The following is an 18,065-nucleotide window of genomic DNA, read 5'->3' as shown; positions in this document are numbered from 1 at the left end:
TCCGTGCGACGGCGTGGCGTACCGACTGCGGTTGCGTGCCCGTTGCGGTCGCATGCCGACTGCGGTCGCGTGCAAGCGAGTCTCGACGAGCCGCGACTACTGCAGCACGTCGACCAGGTCCGCCCCCTCGACGTAGGGGATCCCGCGCCGGGCGGCGTAGGCGGCCGCGTCGTCGGGCGTTAACGCCGCACCCGTCTCGTCGTCGAGCATCTCGCAGACGACGGCGGCGGGCGCGTCGTCGACCGCGTTCGCGAGCGCCAAGCCGAGTTCGGTGTGGCCGACCCGGTCGTCGAGCCCGGCATGTGCTCCGCGAAGGACGTGCACGTGGCCGGGCGAGCGGAACTCGGCGGCGAACGATTCCGGGGTGTAGCCGTCCGGGTCGCGGTCGACGGCGGCCGCGGTGTCCGCGAGCGCGCCGATGGTCCGCGCGCGGTCGTCGTCGGTGATACCGGTGAACGTGTCGCGGTGGTTCACGGGCAGGGAGAACGACGAGCGGTCGTCGTACTCCGGCGTGTCGTCCACGGCTGGGTGCTCGAGCGCGTCCGCGAGGAACGGGAGCCCGAACGCGTCGGCGACGTGGTCGGCGACGGCGACACAGACGAGGCCGCCGGCGTCGTTACGCATGTGGGCGACCGCCTCGGCGTCGACCGCGCTCGCCGGATAGACGATGTCGGTCTCCCCCTCGCGGTCCGCGAAGTCGTGTACACAGACCGGCTCGCCGGCTCGAAACGCATCGAGCGCGCGTTCGACGGCGTCGACCTCCGCATCGACGTCGGGGTCCGCCTCGGTGCCGGCATCCGCGTCGACGTCGGCGCGCATCACGCCACCCCCGCGCCGGAGCGGTCGGCCGCGTCGTCGATCCGCGAGGTCGCCTCCACTCGTACCTCGACGACGTCGCCGTCGGAGAGATCGAGCTCGTCGCGGAGTCGATCCGGAGCGATGAGCTCCAGTTGGTCGTCGTCGTGGTGGGTGCGGTCGGGAACGATCGCGTGGGCGTTCTCGTACCGCTCGCCGTCGGCGACGAGGGTGACGGCGTAACAGGTGGCCGCACCGTAGGTGCGATCGTCGTCCTCCCACGCGTCGATCGGGACCGCGTCGACGCCGGCGATCTCGCCGCGGCGTCGGACGCTCTCCTCGTCGAGGTCGACGTTGAGCGTGCCGGGGAACGGCTCGTACCCCAGCCGTGCCTCGAACTGCTCCGCGTAGCCCGGAAGGGTGATGTAATGTTTCCCCTCGCCCATCCCGCCGGTGACGGTCCCGCCGAGGAGGAGTTCGACGTCGGTCTCGAAGAGCCGTCGGTAGTCGGCGTACTCGCCGCGCAAGGCCGCCTCGCCCGCGTCGGTGACGGTCACCCACTGCCCGTCGCCGACGACCTCGCGTGCGACCAGTCCCGCGGATTCGAGCGCCTGGAGCCGTCGAGAGGCCGTCTGTGTCGACGCGTCGAGGCGGTCGCCGAGCGCCGCACACGACACCTTCGTCTCGGCTAACCCCCCCACGAGCGCGACGTGTTTCAGGGCCGCGAGCTCCGCCGGATCCGTTTCCGTCGTCGCCGCCGGTTCTGCCATACCCGATATTCGAGGGTCGTACTCAAAAGGATAACGAATTTGGTATGGATCTCAAAAACGAGAAGATGAGATTCCGTTTCCGGGACGCTCCCCGACTCCGTGACGCTCGATCTGACCTCCGGTCGGGCCCTACCTAAGCGCGTCGGTCGCGACGACTCCCGCCGGGACCGCGGAGACGATGCGGAGACGGTGCGAGGATCGACGACGGACGCGATGGCGGAGACCGACGACGGACGCGATGGCGGAGACCGACGACGGACGCGATGGCGGAGATCGGGGACGGAGTCGAACTGCGGATGCCGGGGACGGAGTCGAACTGCGGATGCCGGGACGCACCGCTCGGTTCCGTCGGGGGCGACGCGCCACGCTTCGGAAGGGCCTTTTAGGTCGACACACGAACGGGCGTACATGTTCAGGCAGTTCCGGTCGGAGGTGGCGACGGCGCTCGCCGACGCGCTCGCGAGCCTCGATCTCCCGGCCGACGATCTCGGCATCGAGCGGCCCCCCGACGACATGGACGCGACCCTCGCCTCCAGCGTGGCGTTCCGGCTCGCCGGCGAGGTCGGCACCGCACCGCCGAGCGTCGCGGCCGACGTCGCCGACGCGGTCGACGTCGACGGGTACGACTACCTCGCCCGCGTCGACACCGCCGGCCCGTACGTCAACTTCCACGCGAGCGATCGGTACCTCGCGGACACGCTCACCGCGGCCGCGGGCGAGGAGGCGTACGGCAGCCTCCCCGACCGAGAGACCTCCGTCGTCGTCGAGCACACGAGCGCGAACCCGACCGGCCCGGTTCACGTCGGACGCGCTCGCAACCCGATCGTCGGCGACGCGGTCGCCAACGTCCTCGAGTACGCCGGCTACGACGTCGAGCGTCACTACTACGTCAACGACGCCGGTCGGCAGATGGCCGTCTTCACGTGGGCCTACGAGACGTTCGACGAGGACGACCTCGCGGAACCCCCCGCTCGCGACCGGATCGAGTACGATCTGGTCCGCTACTACCGGAAGGGGAACGCCTATCTGGAGGACGCCGACCCCGACGACGTCGAGGCCGCCGAAGCCGAGATCACCGAGATTCTCCAGGGGCTGGAGGGCGGCGACGAGGAGACGTACGACCGCGTTCAGGAGGTCGTCGACGCCGTCCTCGGCGGGATGACCGAGTGCCTCGCGCGGCTCCCCGCCGAGTTCGACGAGTTCGTCAAGGAGACGCGGTTCATGCGCGACGGCTCGACGGACGACGTCGCGGAACGGCTCAAGGAGAGCGAGCACGCGGTGTACGAGGAGGACGCCTGGCAGCTCGACGTCTCCGAGTGGGGCATCGAGAAGAACCTCGTCTTCCTCCGCTCGGACGGCACCTCGCTGTACACCACTCGGGACCTGGCCCACCACGAGTGGAAGTTCGCCAACTACGACCGCGCGGTGACGGTACTCGGCGAGGACCACAAGCTGCAGGCCGATCAGCTCGACGCCGCGTTGCAGGTGCTCGGCAACGACACCGACCGGCTCGATTCGATCCACTACTCGTGGGTGAACCTCCCCGAGGGCGGGATGTCGACTCGCGAGGGGACGGGCGTCATGCTCGACGACCTGCTCGACGAGGCGATCGACCGCGCCCGCGAGGAGGTCGAAAGCCGCATGGACGACCGGATCCGCGACGACGACCTCACCGACGACGACGTCGACCGCATCGCCCATCAGGTCGGTATCGGCGCGGTCCGCTACGACATCGTCTCGAAACAGCCCTCGAAGACGATCACCTTCGAGTGGGAGGACGCGCTCGATTTCGAGGCGCAGTCCGCCCCGTACGTCCAGTACGTCCACGCGCGCTGTTGCGGGATCGTCGACGAGGCCGCGGCGGCCGGCGTCGACGTTCCCGGCGTCAGCGGAGCGGCCAGCGATATCGACTCGGAGACCGTCGACGCGAGCGTCCTGGAGACCGGCGCGGCGCGGGACCTCCTGCGCGAGGTCGCCCGCTTCCCGGCGGTCATCGAGGCGGCCGCGGACGATCTGGAGCCGCACTCGGTCGCGACGTTCACCCGCGAGTTCGCCGAGGCGTACAACGCTTTCTACCGCGAATGCCCCGTCCTGACGGCCGAGCGCGACGACCTCAGGGACGCCCGGCTCGCGACCGTCGTCGCCGCGCGCAACACGATGGCGAACGCGCTCGACGCGCTCGGCGTCGAGGCCCCGACGTCGATGTAGCGAGGGGTCGGCGTGACCCCGCCGAATCGGACGGTCCGGTGTCCGCGTTCGCCGCCGAACACACCCGATTCCGAGGTCAAAGGTTACTTACACGCACGGCGGCGAGTAGTACGTAATGAGCAGCGACGCCGAGGAGGCGAGCGAGGACCGGCGGAAGTACGAGTTCCGCAAGGTCATCGAGGAGCTCACGGAGTACGAGGGCTCCGGCACCCAGCTCGTCACCATCTACATCCCCGAGGACAAGCAGGTATCCGACGTGGTCGCCCACGTCACCCAAGAGCACAGCGAGGCGGCCAACATCAAGTCCAAACAGACCCGGACGAACGTTCAAGACGCGCTCACGTCGATCAAGGACCGACTGCGGTACTACGACACGTTTCCCCCGGCGAACGGAATGGTGATCTTCTCCGGCGCGATCAACGCCGGCGGCGGACAGACGGACATGGTCACCCGGACGCTGGAGTCGCCGCCGAACCCCGTGGAGTCGTTCCGATACCACTGTGACTCCGAGTTCCTCACCGAGCCGCTCGAGCACATGCTGGAGGACTCCGGCCTGTTCGGGCTCATCGTCCTGGATCGCCGCGAGGCCAACGTCGGCTGGCTGAAGGGGAAACGAATCGAACCGGTCAAGTCCGCGTCCTCGCTGGTCCCCGGCAAACAGCGAAAAGGGGGGCAGTCCGCCCAGCGGTTCGCCCGCCTCCGGCTGGAAGCGATCGACAACTTCTATCAGGAGGTCGCGGGGATGGCGAACGACCTGTTCGTCGCCAAGCGCCACGAGCTGGACGGTATCCTCGTCGGCGGGCCGTCACCGACGAAAGACGAGTTCCTCGACGGCGACTACCTCCACCACGAGCTCCAGGACAAGGTGCTCGGGAAGTTCGACGTCGCGTACACCGACGAATCCGGCCTGAAGGACCTCGTCGACAACGCCAGCGAGGCGCTCGCCGACCAGGAGATCGTCGACGACAAACGCCAGATGGACACCTTCTTCGAGAACCTCCACACCGGCGAGGAGGCCACCTACGGCTTCGAGCAGACCCGCCGGAACCTGATCATGGGTTCGGTCGATCGGCTGCTCATCTCCGAGGACCTCCGCTCGGACGTCGTCGTCTACGAGTGTCCGAACGGCCACGAGGAGTACGAGGTCGTCGACGCCCGCCACTCGACGCCGACCCACGAGTGTACCGAGTGCGGCGAGGACGCCGCCGTCGAGGAGCGCGAGGACGTCATCGAACACCTGATGGCGATCGCCGAACAGCGCGGGACGGAGACGAAGTTCATCTCAACGGACTTCGAGAAGGGCGAACAGCTCCTCGACGCGTTCGGCGGCGTCGCCGGTATTCTGCGGTACTCGACGGGCGTGTAGGGTCCCGGAGCGCGACGCGTTCCGAGTCTACTCGCCGTCGACGCCGACGACCAACACGGGACAGTCGGCACCGCGCTGGACTCGGACCGGAATCGTTTCCGGGTTGACGAGGCGGTCGAGCCCCGTCCGGCGGGCCGAGCCGACGACGATCACGTCGACGTCGTGGGCCTCGGCGAAGCCGAGCACCTCCTCGTGAGCGGTGCCGTATCGGAACCACTTCTCGACGTCGACGCCGAGGCGGTCGCCGTGTGCCGCCGCCGCCTCGACGGCCGCCTCACCCGTGCGCTCGCGTCGCTCGACCGCCATGTCCCAGTGTTCGGTGGTGTCGACGACGTACAGCGCGTCGACGGTCGCACCGTGAGCCGCCGCCAGATCGACGCCGGCGGTGATCGCCGCGTCGCCCGGATCCTCGCCGTTCGTCACGACCAACACGCGCTCGAACAGGCCGGTCACGTCGACGTCCGCGGAGACCTCGGTGTCGACCTCGTTCGTTTCGTCGCTCCGGCTACCGCGGGTGGTCGTGCTTCCGTGAAGGCTCGGTTCGTGGTCGCTTGGGTCGATCTCGACTGACATGGTCGTGTGAACGTCCGAACCGACCGTCGATGGACGGCTCGTCGCTTTCTACCTGTTAATTACGTTCACGACCACTTAACAATTTTTGACAGGATAGACGATTATCATTATCTATCCGCCATAGATTGAATAGCAGCCCAGTCTTCACCATAGAGATGATCGTATAGATCCTCATATACGATCAAAGAAAACGCATGAGTATACCGAGAGTCATCGTATGGAGGATCCGACTCCGTTGATGTCCTGTTTTTCAGCATGATTCAAGGTGGAGCCTCCGTCCTCAAGGAGCGAGCGAAGCGAGTGAGTAGGTCGGAGAGGAAACCGACATGGGACGACACAACCGGCATACTGCGGCCGTTAGACTCCCAAGTGCTTAAGTACCGTTAATTCAACATCTGAAGTATGGAGGTGCGTCGAACCGCGCCGGTCAAACTCGTCGTTCCCGATGAGCGGCGCGACGACCTCCACGAATCCGCGCGACAATTCCTTTACTGTGCGAATCGTGCAGCCGAGTTCTGTTGGGACGACCGCTCCTACACGAGTTGCGTTACAGCGAACACGACTGCACGAGACGCGCTCTATGACGAGCTGCGGGAAGAAACTGATCTCACTGCGAACCTCGTCCAAGAAGCTATCCGACGTGCCGTTCAAGCGACGAAAGGGTGCGTCGAACGGTGGAAACAGGGCAAGCGTGTGAGCCAGCCGGAGTTCACGTCGTGGAGTATGCTTTACGACAAGCGGAGTGCGACCTTCTACCAGAACAACGTCTCGCTCTCAACCGTCAACGGGCGTGTAGAGTGCGACTTTGTACTCCCAGCGGACAGCCCAACGCCTTACGAGCAGTACGTTCTTTCGGAGCAGTACGAGTTCCGTGCGAGTACACTCCAATACGACAAGGCGACCGACGAGTTCTACTTCCACATTACAACCCGGAAGGACGATGACGAGGTTTCGGAAGATACCGGGCACCAAACAGTCCTCGGTATCGACCTCGGCGTCAACAGCCTCGCCGTCTCTTCGACCGGCACATTCTGGCAAGGTGACGACTACGATCATTGGTGCCGCGAGTTCGAGAAGCGGCGTGGTGAGATGCAACAGCGCGGCACGCAAGCCGCGCACAACACACTCCTTCGCCTCGGAAAGCGCGAAGAAGCGTGGCGGAAACAGTACATCCATGTCGTCGCCAACGAGATCGTCACGGAAGCCGTCGAGAACGGATGCGACGTGATCGCGTTCGAGGACCTAACGGACATCCGAGAGCGACTTCCGCAGGCGAAGTGGCACCACGTTTGGGCGTTCCGACGCCTGTACGAGTACGTCGAGTACAAAGCGCCCGAACAGGGCGTCTCTGTGAAGCAAGTCGAGCCGAATCACACGTCCCAACGCTGTTCTCGGACGGACTGTGGGTTCACGCATGAGGACAACCGCCACGGAGAACATTTCGAGTGCCAGAAGTGTGGTTACGAAGTGAACGCGGATTATAACGCTGCGAAGAACATTGGCGTGCGGTACGCGCGAAAGCGACAACACAGACTCCGTTCCTCGCCCAAGTCGGGGAGCGGAGACGCACCAGTAGACGTGCGTGTGAATGGTGGGACGTTGAGCGGCGAGAGTCACCAGCCTATTGCTGGCGACTGATTGCCGGGAGTCCACATCAAAGCCCCATCACCAGAAATCAGAGATTTCTGGTTAGCAGTCAGAAGCTCCGCTTCTGACGACACCCTCAACGAGCGAACCGCCTATGCGGTGAGCGAAGTAGGGTGGGGTAGTTTACAGATGTTCTTGTCTGAAACAGTTGGTCGCTGAACGGGGCTTTTTGATCGACATCGGGAGTACGTATCGCAGTCGACCGGTCGCGATACTACATTTAAACGACCGCGAGCGGCAGCGACGACTACTTATAAACGAACGACGCGGTGGCGCGTGCCTCCGAGCGCCCGGCGGGCGCGAGGAGCGCGCGCGAGGGAGTCAGGGGCGGTCGCCGAGCGGGTCCGGCGACCGCCCCTGACGAGGTTGGGGAGGCGTGAGGCGCGGCTGCGGTGCGGTCGGGTGGGACTCAAAGGGGCAGCCGTGATCCCCGCGAACGGAGTGAGCGGGGGCTCGGGAGACGAAGTCTCCCGGTGGGACGAAGCCCGCCGCAGTAAGCAGCGTGGCGCGACGCGCCACGGGCAGCCGGCGGCTCTGCCGCCGGCGACACCGCAGCGAGCACCGCGAGCGAGGCGCGTGGTTCAAGAATCTTGGATTCTTGTCATCACGAAAATCTTCGATTTTCGAACGACAGCAAGGCGCGCGAGTCGTCGCGGCTGGGGCTATGCAGGTGTGTACCGTCGATCCGAGTGAAACCGCTTATAAGCGAGCGGCTGGGGCTTTGCAGGCGTTCATCGCAGCGTCGTCGATCATTTATAAACACCCGCCAGCAACAACCCAGTCCCACCTATAAACAACCACGCCACCGATCTGATTCACGTACTCCCGTCATCGATCACCGCTGTGCCTGTGTTGAGCGATCTGTGCTTTACCCGTATTGACCGCAATCGGGCGATTCTATAGCAACTGACAAGGATTTCAACGGACCCGAGGATCCGCAGCCGAGGTGGAAGCGATCGCGGCCGACCGTGGATCGGTCGGGAGCGCAACCGATGCGACGGGCTACAGCACGTCGACGGCGTCGTCGACGCTCATGTGTCCGTCGCGAACGGCCTCGAGGATCGTTCGGCGCTCCTCGTTCGGGTCGGTTCCCACCTCATCGAGCGTGACCTTCCGAGTGTCGCCGACGAACTCGGGGAAATCGACGCCGTCGGCGAGAGCGGTCTCCTTTTTGACACGGTAGGAGCCGGCGTCGGTCGTGTACAGGTCGCCGGGGTGGAAGAAGTACCAGTCCTCGCGGTCGAACCGGACCGCGATCCGGGCCTTCGCACCGAAGTTGCGCGCGAAAAACAGCAGCGCTTCGACCTCCTCACCGTCGAGATAGATGGGGTTTCCCGCGCTCGATTTCGCCTCGATCGCGTAGAACTCATCGCCGTCGCCCGCGAGCACGTCCGGCAGCTCTCGCTCGGTGGCGGACCCGCTGGCCGGGGCACGCATCACCGCGAAGCCGGCGTCGTCGAGGGCGTTGACGAGTTCGCGCTCCCGACGGTCGCCCTTTCGGTTAGCGGACACGGACGTTGTCACCCGATTCGGTCATCGACGACATCTACCCGTGAGAGGTGTAAAAAGAGCGCGACTCGTGCGGGGAATCACGGCACGATATCGGACCCGGCTAGCGGACGTTGTTCGAGTACACGTCACGGATCAGGTCCGCCTTTTGAGCGGTCTCGTGGACTGAGAGCCCTTTTACGTTGTCTCGAAAGAGCGCTTTGTGGTTCGTACGAGACACCTCGATCGTGTTCACTAACGGAAGCGTCTTCACGAAGTGAACGGTACCGTCGTCACCCTCCAGCGGGACGGGCCGAACGTCGGACTCTGGAGGACAGACGCCGATGACGAGATGGTCATCGAGACCGTATTCGTTGTTCTCGTACAAGCGCTTCGCTTTTGCACCGTAGTAGGCCGATACGAGTGCACCCCGAGACGCCTTCTCCATCGCGTTGTAGTCCTTCAATGCGCTATCCCACTGCTTGGCAGCGTATGCGGACCGCTCCCAGACGGGACCGGTACCCCAATGGATCCCGAAGAGGGCCTCCGCATCGTCCCGGTCGATGCCCGAGTACAACCGTGCCTTCGAAACCTCGGAGGGCGACATGAAGTGGACGGCACGCATCGTCGGGAGTTCGTCGATATCGACGGATCGAGATATCGCGATTTCGACCTGCTCGCCGCTGAATTCGGAGCCCAGCGCGACCCGACCACGGTCGTCGGCCCGTCGCGTTAACTCGGTTCGTATGGAAGTCACACATCGAGATTCGTGGGATTCATTTATAAAAGCAATCCCCGTACCACCGGTTGGTTCATCCGGACACGACGAACGGGAGCATCGGTACGTCGTCACAGCGGCGCTCCCGATCAACAGCAGACGATCAACAGCAGACGATCAACAGCAGACGATCAACAGCAGACGATCAACAGCAGACGATCAACAGCAGAACATGAACGGATATACGAGCGCGACGCGGTCCCCGTCGGACAGCACCGTGTCGAACCCGTTTCGGTTCTCGTTGAACCGACCGTTGACCAGGATCCGCGCGTACGCGATCGTCTGTTCACCTTCGGGGTTCTTCGTCCACGTTCCGGGGAGTTCCTCCGGCGTCGGTGCCCAGCCGCTGTGAGTCGCCTCCGCCTCCGTCTCCGCGAGGATCATGTCCTCGATCTCCGGATGCTCCGCGAACAGTTCGGCGAGGAACTCGCGGAGCGTGTCGCCCTCGAAGGTGTACTCGAACTCGTGAGTGCCGAGCTCGCGGCGCACGTGCCCCGTACATCGTACCGTCACCGTCGTCTCGACCCCCGTCGTCGACGATGCCGTCTCCGCGTTCGCCTCCGGTGGAGAGCGAGTCGGGTTGGTCGTTCGCATGCGATGAACTCCGCTCCGAGACGGCGTAAGGAGGACGGCGAACACGTTCGGACGCACCGTTTCACGGCCGTCATCGACGGAGTCGCGCCAGGGACGACCTGGGACCGTCGAAGGTGGCTACAGTCCCTCGTACGGGCCCGGCTTCGCCGCCGTCAGCCGGTCGACCTGCTCGTCGGAGAGATCGATCGTCGCGGCCGCGAGGTTCTCCGCCAGCTGGTCGACCGTGCGCGCGCCGACGATGGGTGCGGTGACCCCGTCCCGATGAGTGAGCCACGCGAGCGCGACCTGTGCGGGCGACGCGTCGACCTCGTCGGCGACCGCGTCGAGCTCGTCGTGGACGTCGAAGTTCTCCGCGGTGAGGTACGATTCTTGGAACCGGCTCGACGACGCGACCTTCGAGTCCGCCGGGAGGTCCTCGTCGCGATCGTACTTGCCCGTCAGGAATCCCTGTCCGAGCGGGCTCCACGGGGAGACGGCCAGGTTTCGCTGACGAGCGAACTCCAGGTAGTCGCCCTCGACCTCGCGATCGACGAGGTTGTACCGCGGCTGGAGCACGGTGAACGGCTCCCAGCCCTGTGCGTCCGCGATGGCGTTCGCACGGGCGACCTTCCAGGCGTTCGGCCGCATCGTCGACGCGCCGAGGTAGTGGACCTTGCCCGACTCGACGAGCCCGTTCAGCGTCTTCATCAGCTCTCGGGTCGGCGTGTCGTCGTCCCAGCGGTGGATGTAGAGGACATCGACGTAGTCGGTGTCGAGCCGGTCGAGTAAGGCGTCGACGCGGTGGCGGACGTTCTTCCGGTTCGTCCCCCGACTGTTCGGGTCGCCGTCGCGGATCTGCCAGTAGATCTTCGAGGCGATCGTGTAGCGTTCGCGGTCGCGGTCGGCGAGCCAGTCGCCGATCCACTCCTCGCTCGCCCCGCTACCGTACACGTCGGCGGTGTCGATGTAGCGGCCGCCGGCGGACTCGTACGCGTCGAGCAGCTCGTGGGCGCGCTCCTCGCCGATCTCCACCTCGCCCGACTCGTTCTCCTTGCCGAAGCGCCACGTGCCGAACTGCAGTTCGCTCGTTCGAATGCCGGTCCGACCGAGCGGGACGAAATCGAGATCGATCGCTGCGAGTGGTGGCGTCATCGAATAGATATTGGACCGAACGGAGAAAAATCCACGTCAAGCGGATGCGAGGTCGTCCCGGACGTCCACGTTCGATTCGTACGGGGGCGAGCTACTCGTCGGGCTCGGCCGCGAGCGCCTCGTCTCGGAGTTCCCTGCAGCGCTCTCCGGCGACGGTCAACTCCGGGACCGGCGTCGGCGACCCGTCCTCGTCGACGGCGACGAACACGAAGTACGACTCCGTCGTGATCTCGCGTTCACCGGTCCGCGGCGACTCGCGGAACGCGCGGAGCCGAACACGGACGCTCGTCCGTCCCGACGCATACACGTACGACTCGATGACGCAGGTGTCTCCCTGCGGGATCGGTCGCTTGAAATCCAACTCGTTGATTCGGGCCGTGACGCACGTCTCGCCGGCGTGACGCATCGCCGACATCGCGCCGACCTCGTCCATCCACTTCACGACGTTTCCCCCGTGTGCGGACTCGTAGTTGTTCGTGTGCGTCGGCTGGACGCGCTGGCGGTTCTCGATGTACGTGTCGCTGACGGTCGACATACGTCGACCACGACGGCGGGCCGGAAAGGGTCACCGGCGACGACGGATACAGTGACGCCGGCACGAACGAGCGACGAACCGTGCCCGAAGCACACGAGTCAGACGTACCCCCTCCTCCGCATAAATATAAATATAACATCATATATAGAAGATAGATATATGAGCGCATTTGCTCCGAATCCGTCTCCGAAGCGACATTCCGGCGTCCCGATCAATATATCATCCGGAAATCGGAGTAACATAAGATAATATCCGGGATATAACCTGTCTCGGAGGATTCGAGCGTACGGATCGATAGCACGGGCTGAAGATCGCTGATCTCCGATCGCGCTCGCAGGAGAACCGAATGAGACGCGCTTAAAAATCGTATAACGCCATACCGAGTCGTATGGATCCGCATCCGCGGATGGGCAGGCGGATGCGAGACCATCCGTCTCCGTCGAGGGGAATATATGATAGTAAAGTAGAACATATCTTATATACAAGAACGTTGAGGTATATAAGAGACGGATCGGCGCGTACCGACTTGTGCGCTACAGGACGCTCGGGTTCGCGACGTACTCGGTCGGGACGTCGCGGCCGTCGAGCACTGCGATCAGGTTCTCTGCGGCCACATTCAGCATTTGCGTGCGCGTCTCGGTGGTCGCTCCGGCGAGGTGGGGCGTCGTGAACGCCGTGTCCTGATCGAGGATCGGGTCATCGGCATCGGGCGGCTCCTCGTGGAACACGTCGAGAACGGCCCCGGCGATCGTGCCGGACTCGAGCGCTTCGACCAGCGCCTCACGCTCGACGACCGGGCCGCGTGACGTGTTCACCAAATACGCGTCGGGACCGAGGGTCGCGAGCTCCTCGGCACCGATCATCCCGCGAGTCTCAGGCGTGAGCCTGACGTGGATCGACACCAGATCCGACGCCGAGAGGACCTCCTCGAGCGACGCCGATTCGCCGTCGATCGCCGCGACGCGGTCGTCGTCGACGTAGGGGTCGTACACGAGGAACTCCTCACAGAACGGATCGAGACGCGTGGCGGTCTCCATCCCGGCGGCACCGAGTCCGACGATCCCGACGGTTTTCCCCCGCAGTTCGGTCCCCCACCAGTCCTCTGAGCGCCATCCGCCCTCGGCGAGGTGGGCCTGGGCCTCCGGTAGCCGCCGGAGCCGTGCGAGGATCGCACCGACGGTGAACTCCGCGACCGCCACGGCGTTCATCCCGGGCGTGTGAAGGACGACGACGCCCGCCTCGGTCGCGGCGTCGAGGTCGATGTTGTCGATTCCGGATCCCGGTTTCGCGATCGCCTCGAGGTTCGGAGCCCGATCGATAACGACGTCGTCGAACGTGTTCTCGGAGTGAACGAACAACCCGCGCGCCTCGCCGATCCGTGAGATGAGTTCCTCGCGTTCGTACCGGCGCTTCGGGATCACGGTGGTGTCGACGTCGGCAAACGCGGTCTCGACCCGATCGATGGAACGGGTACTGAGGACTTCGTGGTTCACGACGGGACCACGAGGCCGCGGCCCAAAACGTTTCCGGGAGTGGCCTGCGGGATCCCCCTGAGCCCGTTGATCTCACGTGACTCCCGCGAGCTCACGCGACGTGTTCTCCCGCGGGCTCACGCGACGTATTCTCCCGTCGAGCTTAAGCGAGGTACCCGCGGAGCTCGTCGATATCCGTCGATTCGAGATCGAGGATGGCGGCTTCGAGCGCCTCCGCCTCGTCGGTGTCGAGTTGCGTCTCGGCGCACTCGAAGAACTTCGCACGGAGCCGGTCCTCGCTCACCGGGTTGTTCGGGCTGCCCGGCGCGTACCGAACCTCCGTGTCGAGCGTCTCGCCGTCGGTCGTCGTCACCTGCAGGATCGCGCCGTAGCCGGCGTACTGGTCGCCGAATATCTCCTCTCTGAAGTCCCGAGTGACCTTGTCGATGACCTCTCGGGTCGCCTCCTGCGTGACGTATTCGTCCGTGAACTCGTGGATCCCAGCGTCGCCTTCGCGGAGCACCGCGGCGAGACAGAACTCGATCGAGAACTTCGCCTGCAGCGCGTCGTCCGGCTGTGCGTGGATCAGCATCTCGTCGGCGGCCTGCTCGAGCGTGACGACGACTTCCTCGACGTCGTCCGGTTCGAGATCGTGTTCAGTGACGAGATCACGCATTGCGTCCATCGCCGCGTGCGTGATCACGCCCGACGGGTACGGTTTGTACCCGATGTCCTGAACGGCCCACTCCTCGTAGAGACCGTCGGTGATCTCGGACGGATCGTACGCGCCGTCGATCGTCATGACGTGGTTGTACCCGTTTTCGCCCTCGAACACTTCGGGATCGGACGTGAACCCTTCGCGCGCCAGCAGCGTCGCTCGAACGCCGATCTGTGCCGCGTGGCCGGCATGGAGGGGCTTCGTCATCGTCCCGAAGTTCTTCTTGAGCGCCGAGGAGCCGGAGGCGACGATCCCGAACGCCCGGGCAATCTCCTCCGCATCGAGACCGAGAACCGACGCCGCGGCCGCCGTCGCCCCGAACGAACCGGCGGTTCCGGTACTGTGCCACCCGTTCTGGTAGTGCTCGGGATACGTGCTGTGACCGACGCGGAACGCCGCCTCACAGCCGACGACGTACCCGAGAAGTAGGTCCTCGGTCGTGGCGTCGGCTTCGTCGGCGGCCGCGAGCGCGGCGGCGAACACCGGCGACGTCGGATGAATGACGATCGACTCGAAGGTGTCGTCGTAATCGATCGCGTGGCCGAACGCACCGTTGGCGAGCGCCGCCGCGGGCGCGGACTTCGGAGAGCGATGGATCACGGTCGCGTCGCCGTCGCCACCGTACGCGTCCACGTACGACGTCATCTGCTCGCCGACCTCGTGGTGGGAGCCGAAGATCGCCACACCGACGTAGTCACGGATCGCGGTTTTCGCGTGTTCGATCGCCTCCGACGGCACGTCGTCGTACACGACAGACTCGACGAACTCCGCAAGCACTGCTGTTTCACCCATACAGCCGACTGCGGTGCGTTCGTATATTAACCTTTTCGTCGGAACGATGTGGCGACCGTTTCGTCGGATCCATGTGACGAGAGCGGGAGAATTCTATCCGCCGTCAGCGCGGACGCCGAGCGACGGCGAATCGATGCGCATTCAGTCGTTCGTCAATGACGAACGTCGAGCGAGCTAGACCAAACGGGGAACGATCCGCCGAGATCGACGGCCCGTACGGAACGAGCGTACTGCCGAACAGATTCCATTACAACCGTATTATTGTAAATACACGACGTGACGGACGTACAGATATTAAACATATAATAATGATATATCTCCCGAGCCGGAGGTAATGCTGGAATCATTGGAGGATCCGTTCGATACTGCGACGTTCGTCATATTCTACCGATTCCCGTCACAGAACGTTCGTCAGTGACGAACGGATTAGGTGTCGCCGGTCCGGACCGTCACGACCGGCGTATCGACGCTGAGTAGCACGGATTGGGTGACGCTTCCGAACAACGCCTTACCGATCGGCGTGCGCTTCCGGCCGCCGACGACGAGGTATCGCGCGTCGACCTCGTCGACGTACGAATCGATCTCCGCGGCCGGATTACCGAGCAGCCCGATCGCCTCGAACTCGTCGGTGACGGTCTCCGCGACCGTCGCGGCCGTCGCCGCCGCCTCCTCCCGGGCAGTGCGTTTCCCGTGTTTTCCGACCGACTCCTCGATCTCCTCTCGGTCCTGCACGTGGACGACGTGGAGCTCCTCGCCGAACGCGTCCGCGAGCGCCTTCCCTTCCGCGACGATCCGTGCGTCGTCAGCGTCGTCGATGGTTGATACGATCGTCATCGTTCCCTACCAGCAAGCGCGTCCCATTAATTGTTACTGCGTGTCCGTGGGCTCGATCGTCGACTACGAGTACTCGAGTTTCAGTTCGAGCTCGTTCGCGGTTCCTCGCAACAGGCCCGGCAGCTCCTCGGTGAACCAGTCGCCCTCGAGACGGTATCGCGGACCGGAGACGCTGAAGGCGGCGACGGCCTCTCCGTCCACCGTGACGGGAACGCCGAGCGCCCACAGCCCCGTGATCGACTCCTCTTTGTTCGTGGCGAACCCGCGCTCGGAGATGCGGTCCAGTTCCTCGAACAGCGCCGCGTCGTCGGTGATGGTCTTCTCGGTTTCCGCCGGCAGTCCCCACCTCTCGATCACCGCCTCCACGTCCTCGCGGGACATCCCCGAGAGGATCGCCTTTCCGCCCGCACTGGAGTGGAGATATCTGACCTTTCCGGGACGGCGGTTGACTTTGACGGCGCGCTCCCCCTCCTTCGTGTAGAGGTAGATCGCACGCCCGTGTTCCTTGACGAAGAACTGGGCGCGTTCCGCCGTCTCGTCGGCCAACTGCTCGACCAGCGGTTCCGCGAGGACGTGCATCCGTTTGCGTTCCCTCGTGTGCTCGCCGATCTCCAGAAATCGAAGCCCCGGATGGTACTCGCCGTCCTCCACTACGGCATACCCCAGCTCGCGGAGCGTCGAGAGCTGCTGATGCACCGTGCTTTTCGCGAGGTCGAGCTCCGTCGCGACCTCGGTCACGCCCGCGCCGTCGTTTTCGACGAGGACCGTCACGACGTCGAACATCGTTTCGATCGACCGGATCAACCTCGATCGTTCGTCCATGACGAACGGGATGAACCGGAGACGTATGAACGTTTTCCTCCGCTCCGCGATCGTCAGACGAGAGCGACACGTCGAAACGGCGGACGGTCGTGTCTGATGACGCCCCGTCGGGAGCGAACGGCCGGAGAGCTCATCTGAGCAGGAAGAGCTCATCTGAGCAGGAAGGTGAGAACCCCCGCGATGGCCGCCGCCGTACCGAGCACCAGGAACGCGACGACGAACCCAACGGTGTCGGAGAGGTACCCCGTCACTGCCGGTGCGAGGGCCCCGACGGCCGTCATACCCGTCCGAATGACCCCGAGCGTGCCGCCGCCGACGCTGTCAGGAATGACGTCCATGAGGTACGAGTCCCGAACCGGCCGGAAGCCGTGGAACCCGATACCCACCACCGCCGTGATGAGCACCAGTGCGGCGAGCGATTCGAGCGCGATCAGGCCGGCGAGGCCGACCGACATGAACACGAAAAGCACCACGCTGACTCGGAGCCGACCCATACGGTCGCTGAGATCGCCCGTGACGGCCTGACTGACGCTCGCGACGAACAGCAGGCTGTACAGGACGCCGGCCATCCCCGAGGAGAGTCCCTTCTCCGTCGCGAGAAACAGCGGGAAAAACGAGGAGAGCCCGTTCCACGCGAAGGTGAAAAGCATCGTCACGACGACGAACACGAGCAGGGACCGGTCACTGAACACGGAGAGATAGCTCGTCGTCGATCCCTCGTCGCCGCCGTCATCGGGCGACTGGGATACGGACCCCTTCACGCGGAGTTCGGTGTCGCCGCGAACGACGACGTAGAACGTCACCACCAGGACCGCCGAGACGACCGCACCGAGAACGAACACGCCCTGCCAGACGAAGACGCTCAAGACCCCGACGACGACGAGCGGGGCGACCATGCCGCCGAACTGGCCGATCGTGTCCATCGTCCCGAGCGCGCGCCCGGTTCGGTCCTCGTACTTGTGGGACAGAAGCGGGATCGCGACCGCCTTGTGTGGGCCGGTTCCCAGCCCGATGAGGACGGCACCGAGCATGATGACCAGGAACGACGGACTCGCGGCGACCAAAAGCGCGGCCCCCGTGAACACGCTCGCTCCGACGAGGATGACGAGCGGGCGGCCGTATCGATCGCCGAGCACGCCGGACGGGAACTGGACGGCGGAGTACGCGAGCATCATCGCGGTGAACAGGATCCCGGTTTCGGTGTTCGTTACCGCGAACGTCGACTGAAAGGTCTCGAACAGCGGGGGGAAGACGAACCGGAGGAACTGGACCATGAACCACAAAAGCGAAACGACGATGACGAGATCGTACGTTCGGACCCCGTCACGGAACCGTTCGTACGTGTCGACCATTACGCGGAGTGAGGACACAGGGGTCCCTTATACTTCCGGTGGGGGTAGAGTCGGCCGGATCGGAAGAACGGCGGTCCCTCCTATGCCGTGAGTCCGACCGCGAGTCCGACCGTGTACCGTGAGTGCGTCCGTGGGCCGCGAGTCCGACCGTGAGTCCGTGTTCCGCGTGTACCGCGATCGGAGCGAGCGC

The 18,065-nt window shown here is 64.5% G+C and carries 16 protein-coding genes; 3 read left to right on the top strand and 13 right to left on the bottom strand.

Annotated features, from left to right (window positions below):
• Nucleotides 1–96: 96 nt before the first annotated feature.
• Both ribB and ACNSN7_RS14590 read right to left on the bottom strand, forming a co-directional pair.
• Nucleotides 97–819 (bottom strand): 3,4-dihydroxy-2-butanone-4-phosphate synthase, encoded by a 723-nt coding sequence (gene ribB / locus ACNSN7_RS14595; RefSeq protein ID WP_418283034.1) that lies wholly within the window; start codon nucleotides 817–819, stop codon nucleotides 97–99.
• The gene (locus tag ACNSN7_RS14590) at nucleotides 819–1,565 is read right to left on the bottom strand and encodes a DUF120 domain-containing protein (protein ID WP_418283033.1); all 747 of its coding nucleotides are present in this window, start codon (nucleotides 1,563–1,565) and stop codon (nucleotides 819–821) included. Before ACNSN7_RS14590 ends, ribB begins: the two co-directional genes overlap by 1 nt.
• 408 nt (nucleotides 1,566–1,973) lie before the next feature.
• Between ACNSN7_RS14590 and argS the strand changes: the two genes are divergently transcribed.
• Both argS and prf1 read left to right on the top strand, forming a co-directional pair.
• A complete protein-coding gene (argS, locus tag ACNSN7_RS14585; protein WP_418283032.1) occupies nucleotides 1,974–3,773 on the top strand; it encodes an arginine--tRNA ligase in 1,800 nt (599 codons plus the stop codon).
• Nucleotides 3,774–3,888: 115 nt separating this feature from the next.
• On the top strand, nucleotides 3,889–5,139 hold the full coding sequence (prf1, locus tag ACNSN7_RS14580) for a peptide chain release factor aRF-1 (RefSeq protein WP_418283031.1): 1,251 nt from the start codon (nucleotides 3,889–3,891) through the stop codon (nucleotides 5,137–5,139).
• Between the two features lie 27 nt (nucleotides 5,140–5,166).
• Here the strand turns inward: prf1 and ACNSN7_RS14575 are convergent, their stop codons facing one another.
• The gene (locus tag ACNSN7_RS14575; RefSeq protein WP_418283030.1) at nucleotides 5,167–5,712 is read right to left on the bottom strand and encodes a universal stress protein; all 546 of its coding nucleotides are present in this window, start codon (nucleotides 5,710–5,712) and stop codon (nucleotides 5,167–5,169) included.
• A 402-nt stretch (nucleotides 5,713–6,114) separates the two neighbouring features.
• On the opposite strand from ACNSN7_RS14575, the gene ACNSN7_RS14570 reads away from it, so the two are divergent.
• The gene (locus ACNSN7_RS14570; RefSeq protein WP_418283029.1) at nucleotides 6,115–7,350 is read left to right on the top strand and encodes an RNA-guided endonuclease InsQ/TnpB family protein; all 1,236 of its coding nucleotides are present in this window, start codon (nucleotides 6,115–6,117) and stop codon (nucleotides 7,348–7,350) included.
• Between the two features lie 1,011 nt (nucleotides 7,351–8,361).
• Here ACNSN7_RS14570 and hjc read toward each other — a convergent pair.
• From hjc to ACNSN7_RS14520, 10 genes are all read right to left on the bottom strand, one after another.
• Complete coding sequence (gene hjc, locus ACNSN7_RS14565) at nucleotides 8,362–8,883, bottom strand: Holliday junction resolvase Hjc (protein ID WP_418283028.1); 522 nt, start codon at nucleotides 8,881–8,883, stop codon at nucleotides 8,362–8,364.
• An 88-nt stretch (nucleotides 8,884–8,971) separates the two neighbouring features.
• Nucleotides 8,972–9,604 (bottom strand): hypothetical protein, encoded by a 633-nt coding sequence (locus tag ACNSN7_RS14560; protein WP_418283027.1) that lies wholly within the window; start codon nucleotides 9,602–9,604, stop codon nucleotides 8,972–8,974.
• Nucleotides 9,605–9,784: 180 nt separating this feature from the next.
• The gene (locus ACNSN7_RS14555) at nucleotides 9,785–10,219 is read right to left on the bottom strand and encodes a MoaD/ThiS family protein (RefSeq protein WP_418283026.1); all 435 of its coding nucleotides are present in this window, start codon (nucleotides 10,217–10,219) and stop codon (nucleotides 9,785–9,787) included.
• Nucleotides 10,220–10,336: 117 nt separating this feature from the next.
• Nucleotides 10,337–11,350, bottom strand: coding sequence for an aldo/keto reductase (locus tag ACNSN7_RS14550; protein ID WP_418283025.1), 1,014 nt, complete (start codon nucleotides 11,348–11,350; stop codon nucleotides 10,337–10,339).
• Nucleotides 11,351–11,441: 91 nt separating this feature from the next.
• Nucleotides 11,442–11,885, bottom strand: a complete 444-nt coding sequence (locus tag ACNSN7_RS14545) for an acyl-CoA thioesterase (protein WP_418283024.1) — start codon at nucleotides 11,883–11,885, stop codon at nucleotides 11,442–11,444.
• 533 nt (nucleotides 11,886–12,418) lie between these two features.
• The gene (locus ACNSN7_RS14540; RefSeq protein ID WP_418283023.1) at nucleotides 12,419–13,378 is read right to left on the bottom strand and encodes a hydroxyacid dehydrogenase; all 960 of its coding nucleotides are present in this window, start codon (nucleotides 13,376–13,378) and stop codon (nucleotides 12,419–12,421) included.
• Nucleotides 13,379–13,520: 142 nt separating this feature from the next.
• The gene (locus ACNSN7_RS14535) at nucleotides 13,521–14,867 is read right to left on the bottom strand and encodes an MmgE/PrpD family protein (protein ID WP_418283022.1); all 1,347 of its coding nucleotides are present in this window, start codon (nucleotides 14,865–14,867) and stop codon (nucleotides 13,521–13,523) included.
• A gap of 426 nt (nucleotides 14,868–15,293) precedes the next feature.
• Complete coding sequence (locus ACNSN7_RS14530) at nucleotides 15,294–15,701, bottom strand: universal stress protein (protein ID WP_418283021.1); 408 nt, start codon at nucleotides 15,699–15,701, stop codon at nucleotides 15,294–15,296.
• Nucleotides 15,702–15,764: 63 nt separating this feature from the next.
• The gene (locus tag ACNSN7_RS14525; RefSeq protein ID WP_418283020.1) at nucleotides 15,765–16,523 is read right to left on the bottom strand and encodes an IclR family transcriptional regulator; all 759 of its coding nucleotides are present in this window, start codon (nucleotides 16,521–16,523) and stop codon (nucleotides 15,765–15,767) included.
• Between the two features lie 149 nt (nucleotides 16,524–16,672).
• Complete coding sequence (locus ACNSN7_RS14520) at nucleotides 16,673–17,875, bottom strand: MFS transporter (protein WP_418283019.1); 1,203 nt, start codon at nucleotides 17,873–17,875, stop codon at nucleotides 16,673–16,675.
• Nucleotides 17,876–18,065: the final 190 nt, after the last annotated feature.

This window comes from Halorubrum rarum, assembly GCF_048380895.1.
GTDB lineage: Archaea > Halobacteriota > Halobacteria > Halobacteriales > Haloferacaceae > Halorubrum.
Note: the sequence above shows the minus strand (reverse complement) of the source record. Positions and strands in the feature narration are given on the sequence as shown.

Excerpts from the sequence above, each read along its gene's own strand:
- ACNSN7_RS14525 (WP_418283020.1), bottom strand. The coding sequence starts at position 16,523 with ATGGACGAACGATCGAGGTTGATCCGGTCGATCGAAACGATGTTCGAC.
- ribB (WP_418283034.1), bottom strand. The coding sequence starts at position 819 with ATGCGCGCCGACGTCGACGCGGATGCCGGCACCGAGGCGGACCCCGAC.
- ACNSN7_RS14520 (WP_418283019.1), bottom strand. The coding sequence starts at position 17,875 with ATGGTCGACACGTACGAACGGTTCCGTGACGGGGTCCGAACGTACGAT.
- ACNSN7_RS14570 (WP_418283029.1), top strand. The coding sequence starts at position 6,115 with ATGGAGGTGCGTCGAACCGCGCCGGTCAAACTCGTCGTTCCCGATGAG.
- argS (WP_418283032.1), top strand. The coding sequence starts at position 1,974 with ATGTTCAGGCAGTTCCGGTCGGAGGTGGCGACGGCGCTCGCCGACGCG.
- ACNSN7_RS14545 (WP_418283024.1), bottom strand. The coding sequence starts at position 11,885 with ATGTCGACCGTCAGCGACACGTACATCGAGAACCGCCAGCGCGTCCAG.
- ACNSN7_RS14535 (WP_418283022.1), bottom strand. The coding sequence starts at position 14,867 with ATGGGTGAAACAGCAGTGCTTGCGGAGTTCGTCGAGTCTGTCGTGTAC.
- ACNSN7_RS14530 (WP_418283021.1), bottom strand. The coding sequence starts at position 15,701 with ATGACGATCGTATCAACCATCGACGACGCTGACGACGCACGGATCGTC.
- prf1 (WP_418283031.1), top strand. The coding sequence starts at position 3,889 with ATGAGCAGCGACGCCGAGGAGGCGAGCGAGGACCGGCGGAAGTACGAG.
- ACNSN7_RS14550 (WP_418283025.1), bottom strand. The coding sequence starts at position 11,350 with ATGACGCCACCACTCGCAGCGATCGATCTCGATTTCGTCCCGCTCGGT.
- ACNSN7_RS14590 (WP_418283033.1), bottom strand. The coding sequence starts at position 1,565 with ATGGCAGAACCGGCGGCGACGACGGAAACGGATCCGGCGGAGCTCGCG.
- ACNSN7_RS14555 (WP_418283026.1), bottom strand. The coding sequence starts at position 10,219 with ATGCGAACGACCAACCCGACTCGCTCTCCACCGGAGGCGAACGCGGAG.
- ACNSN7_RS14575 (WP_418283030.1), bottom strand. The coding sequence starts at position 5,712 with ATGTCAGTCGAGATCGACCCAAGCGACCACGAACCGAGCCTTCACGGA.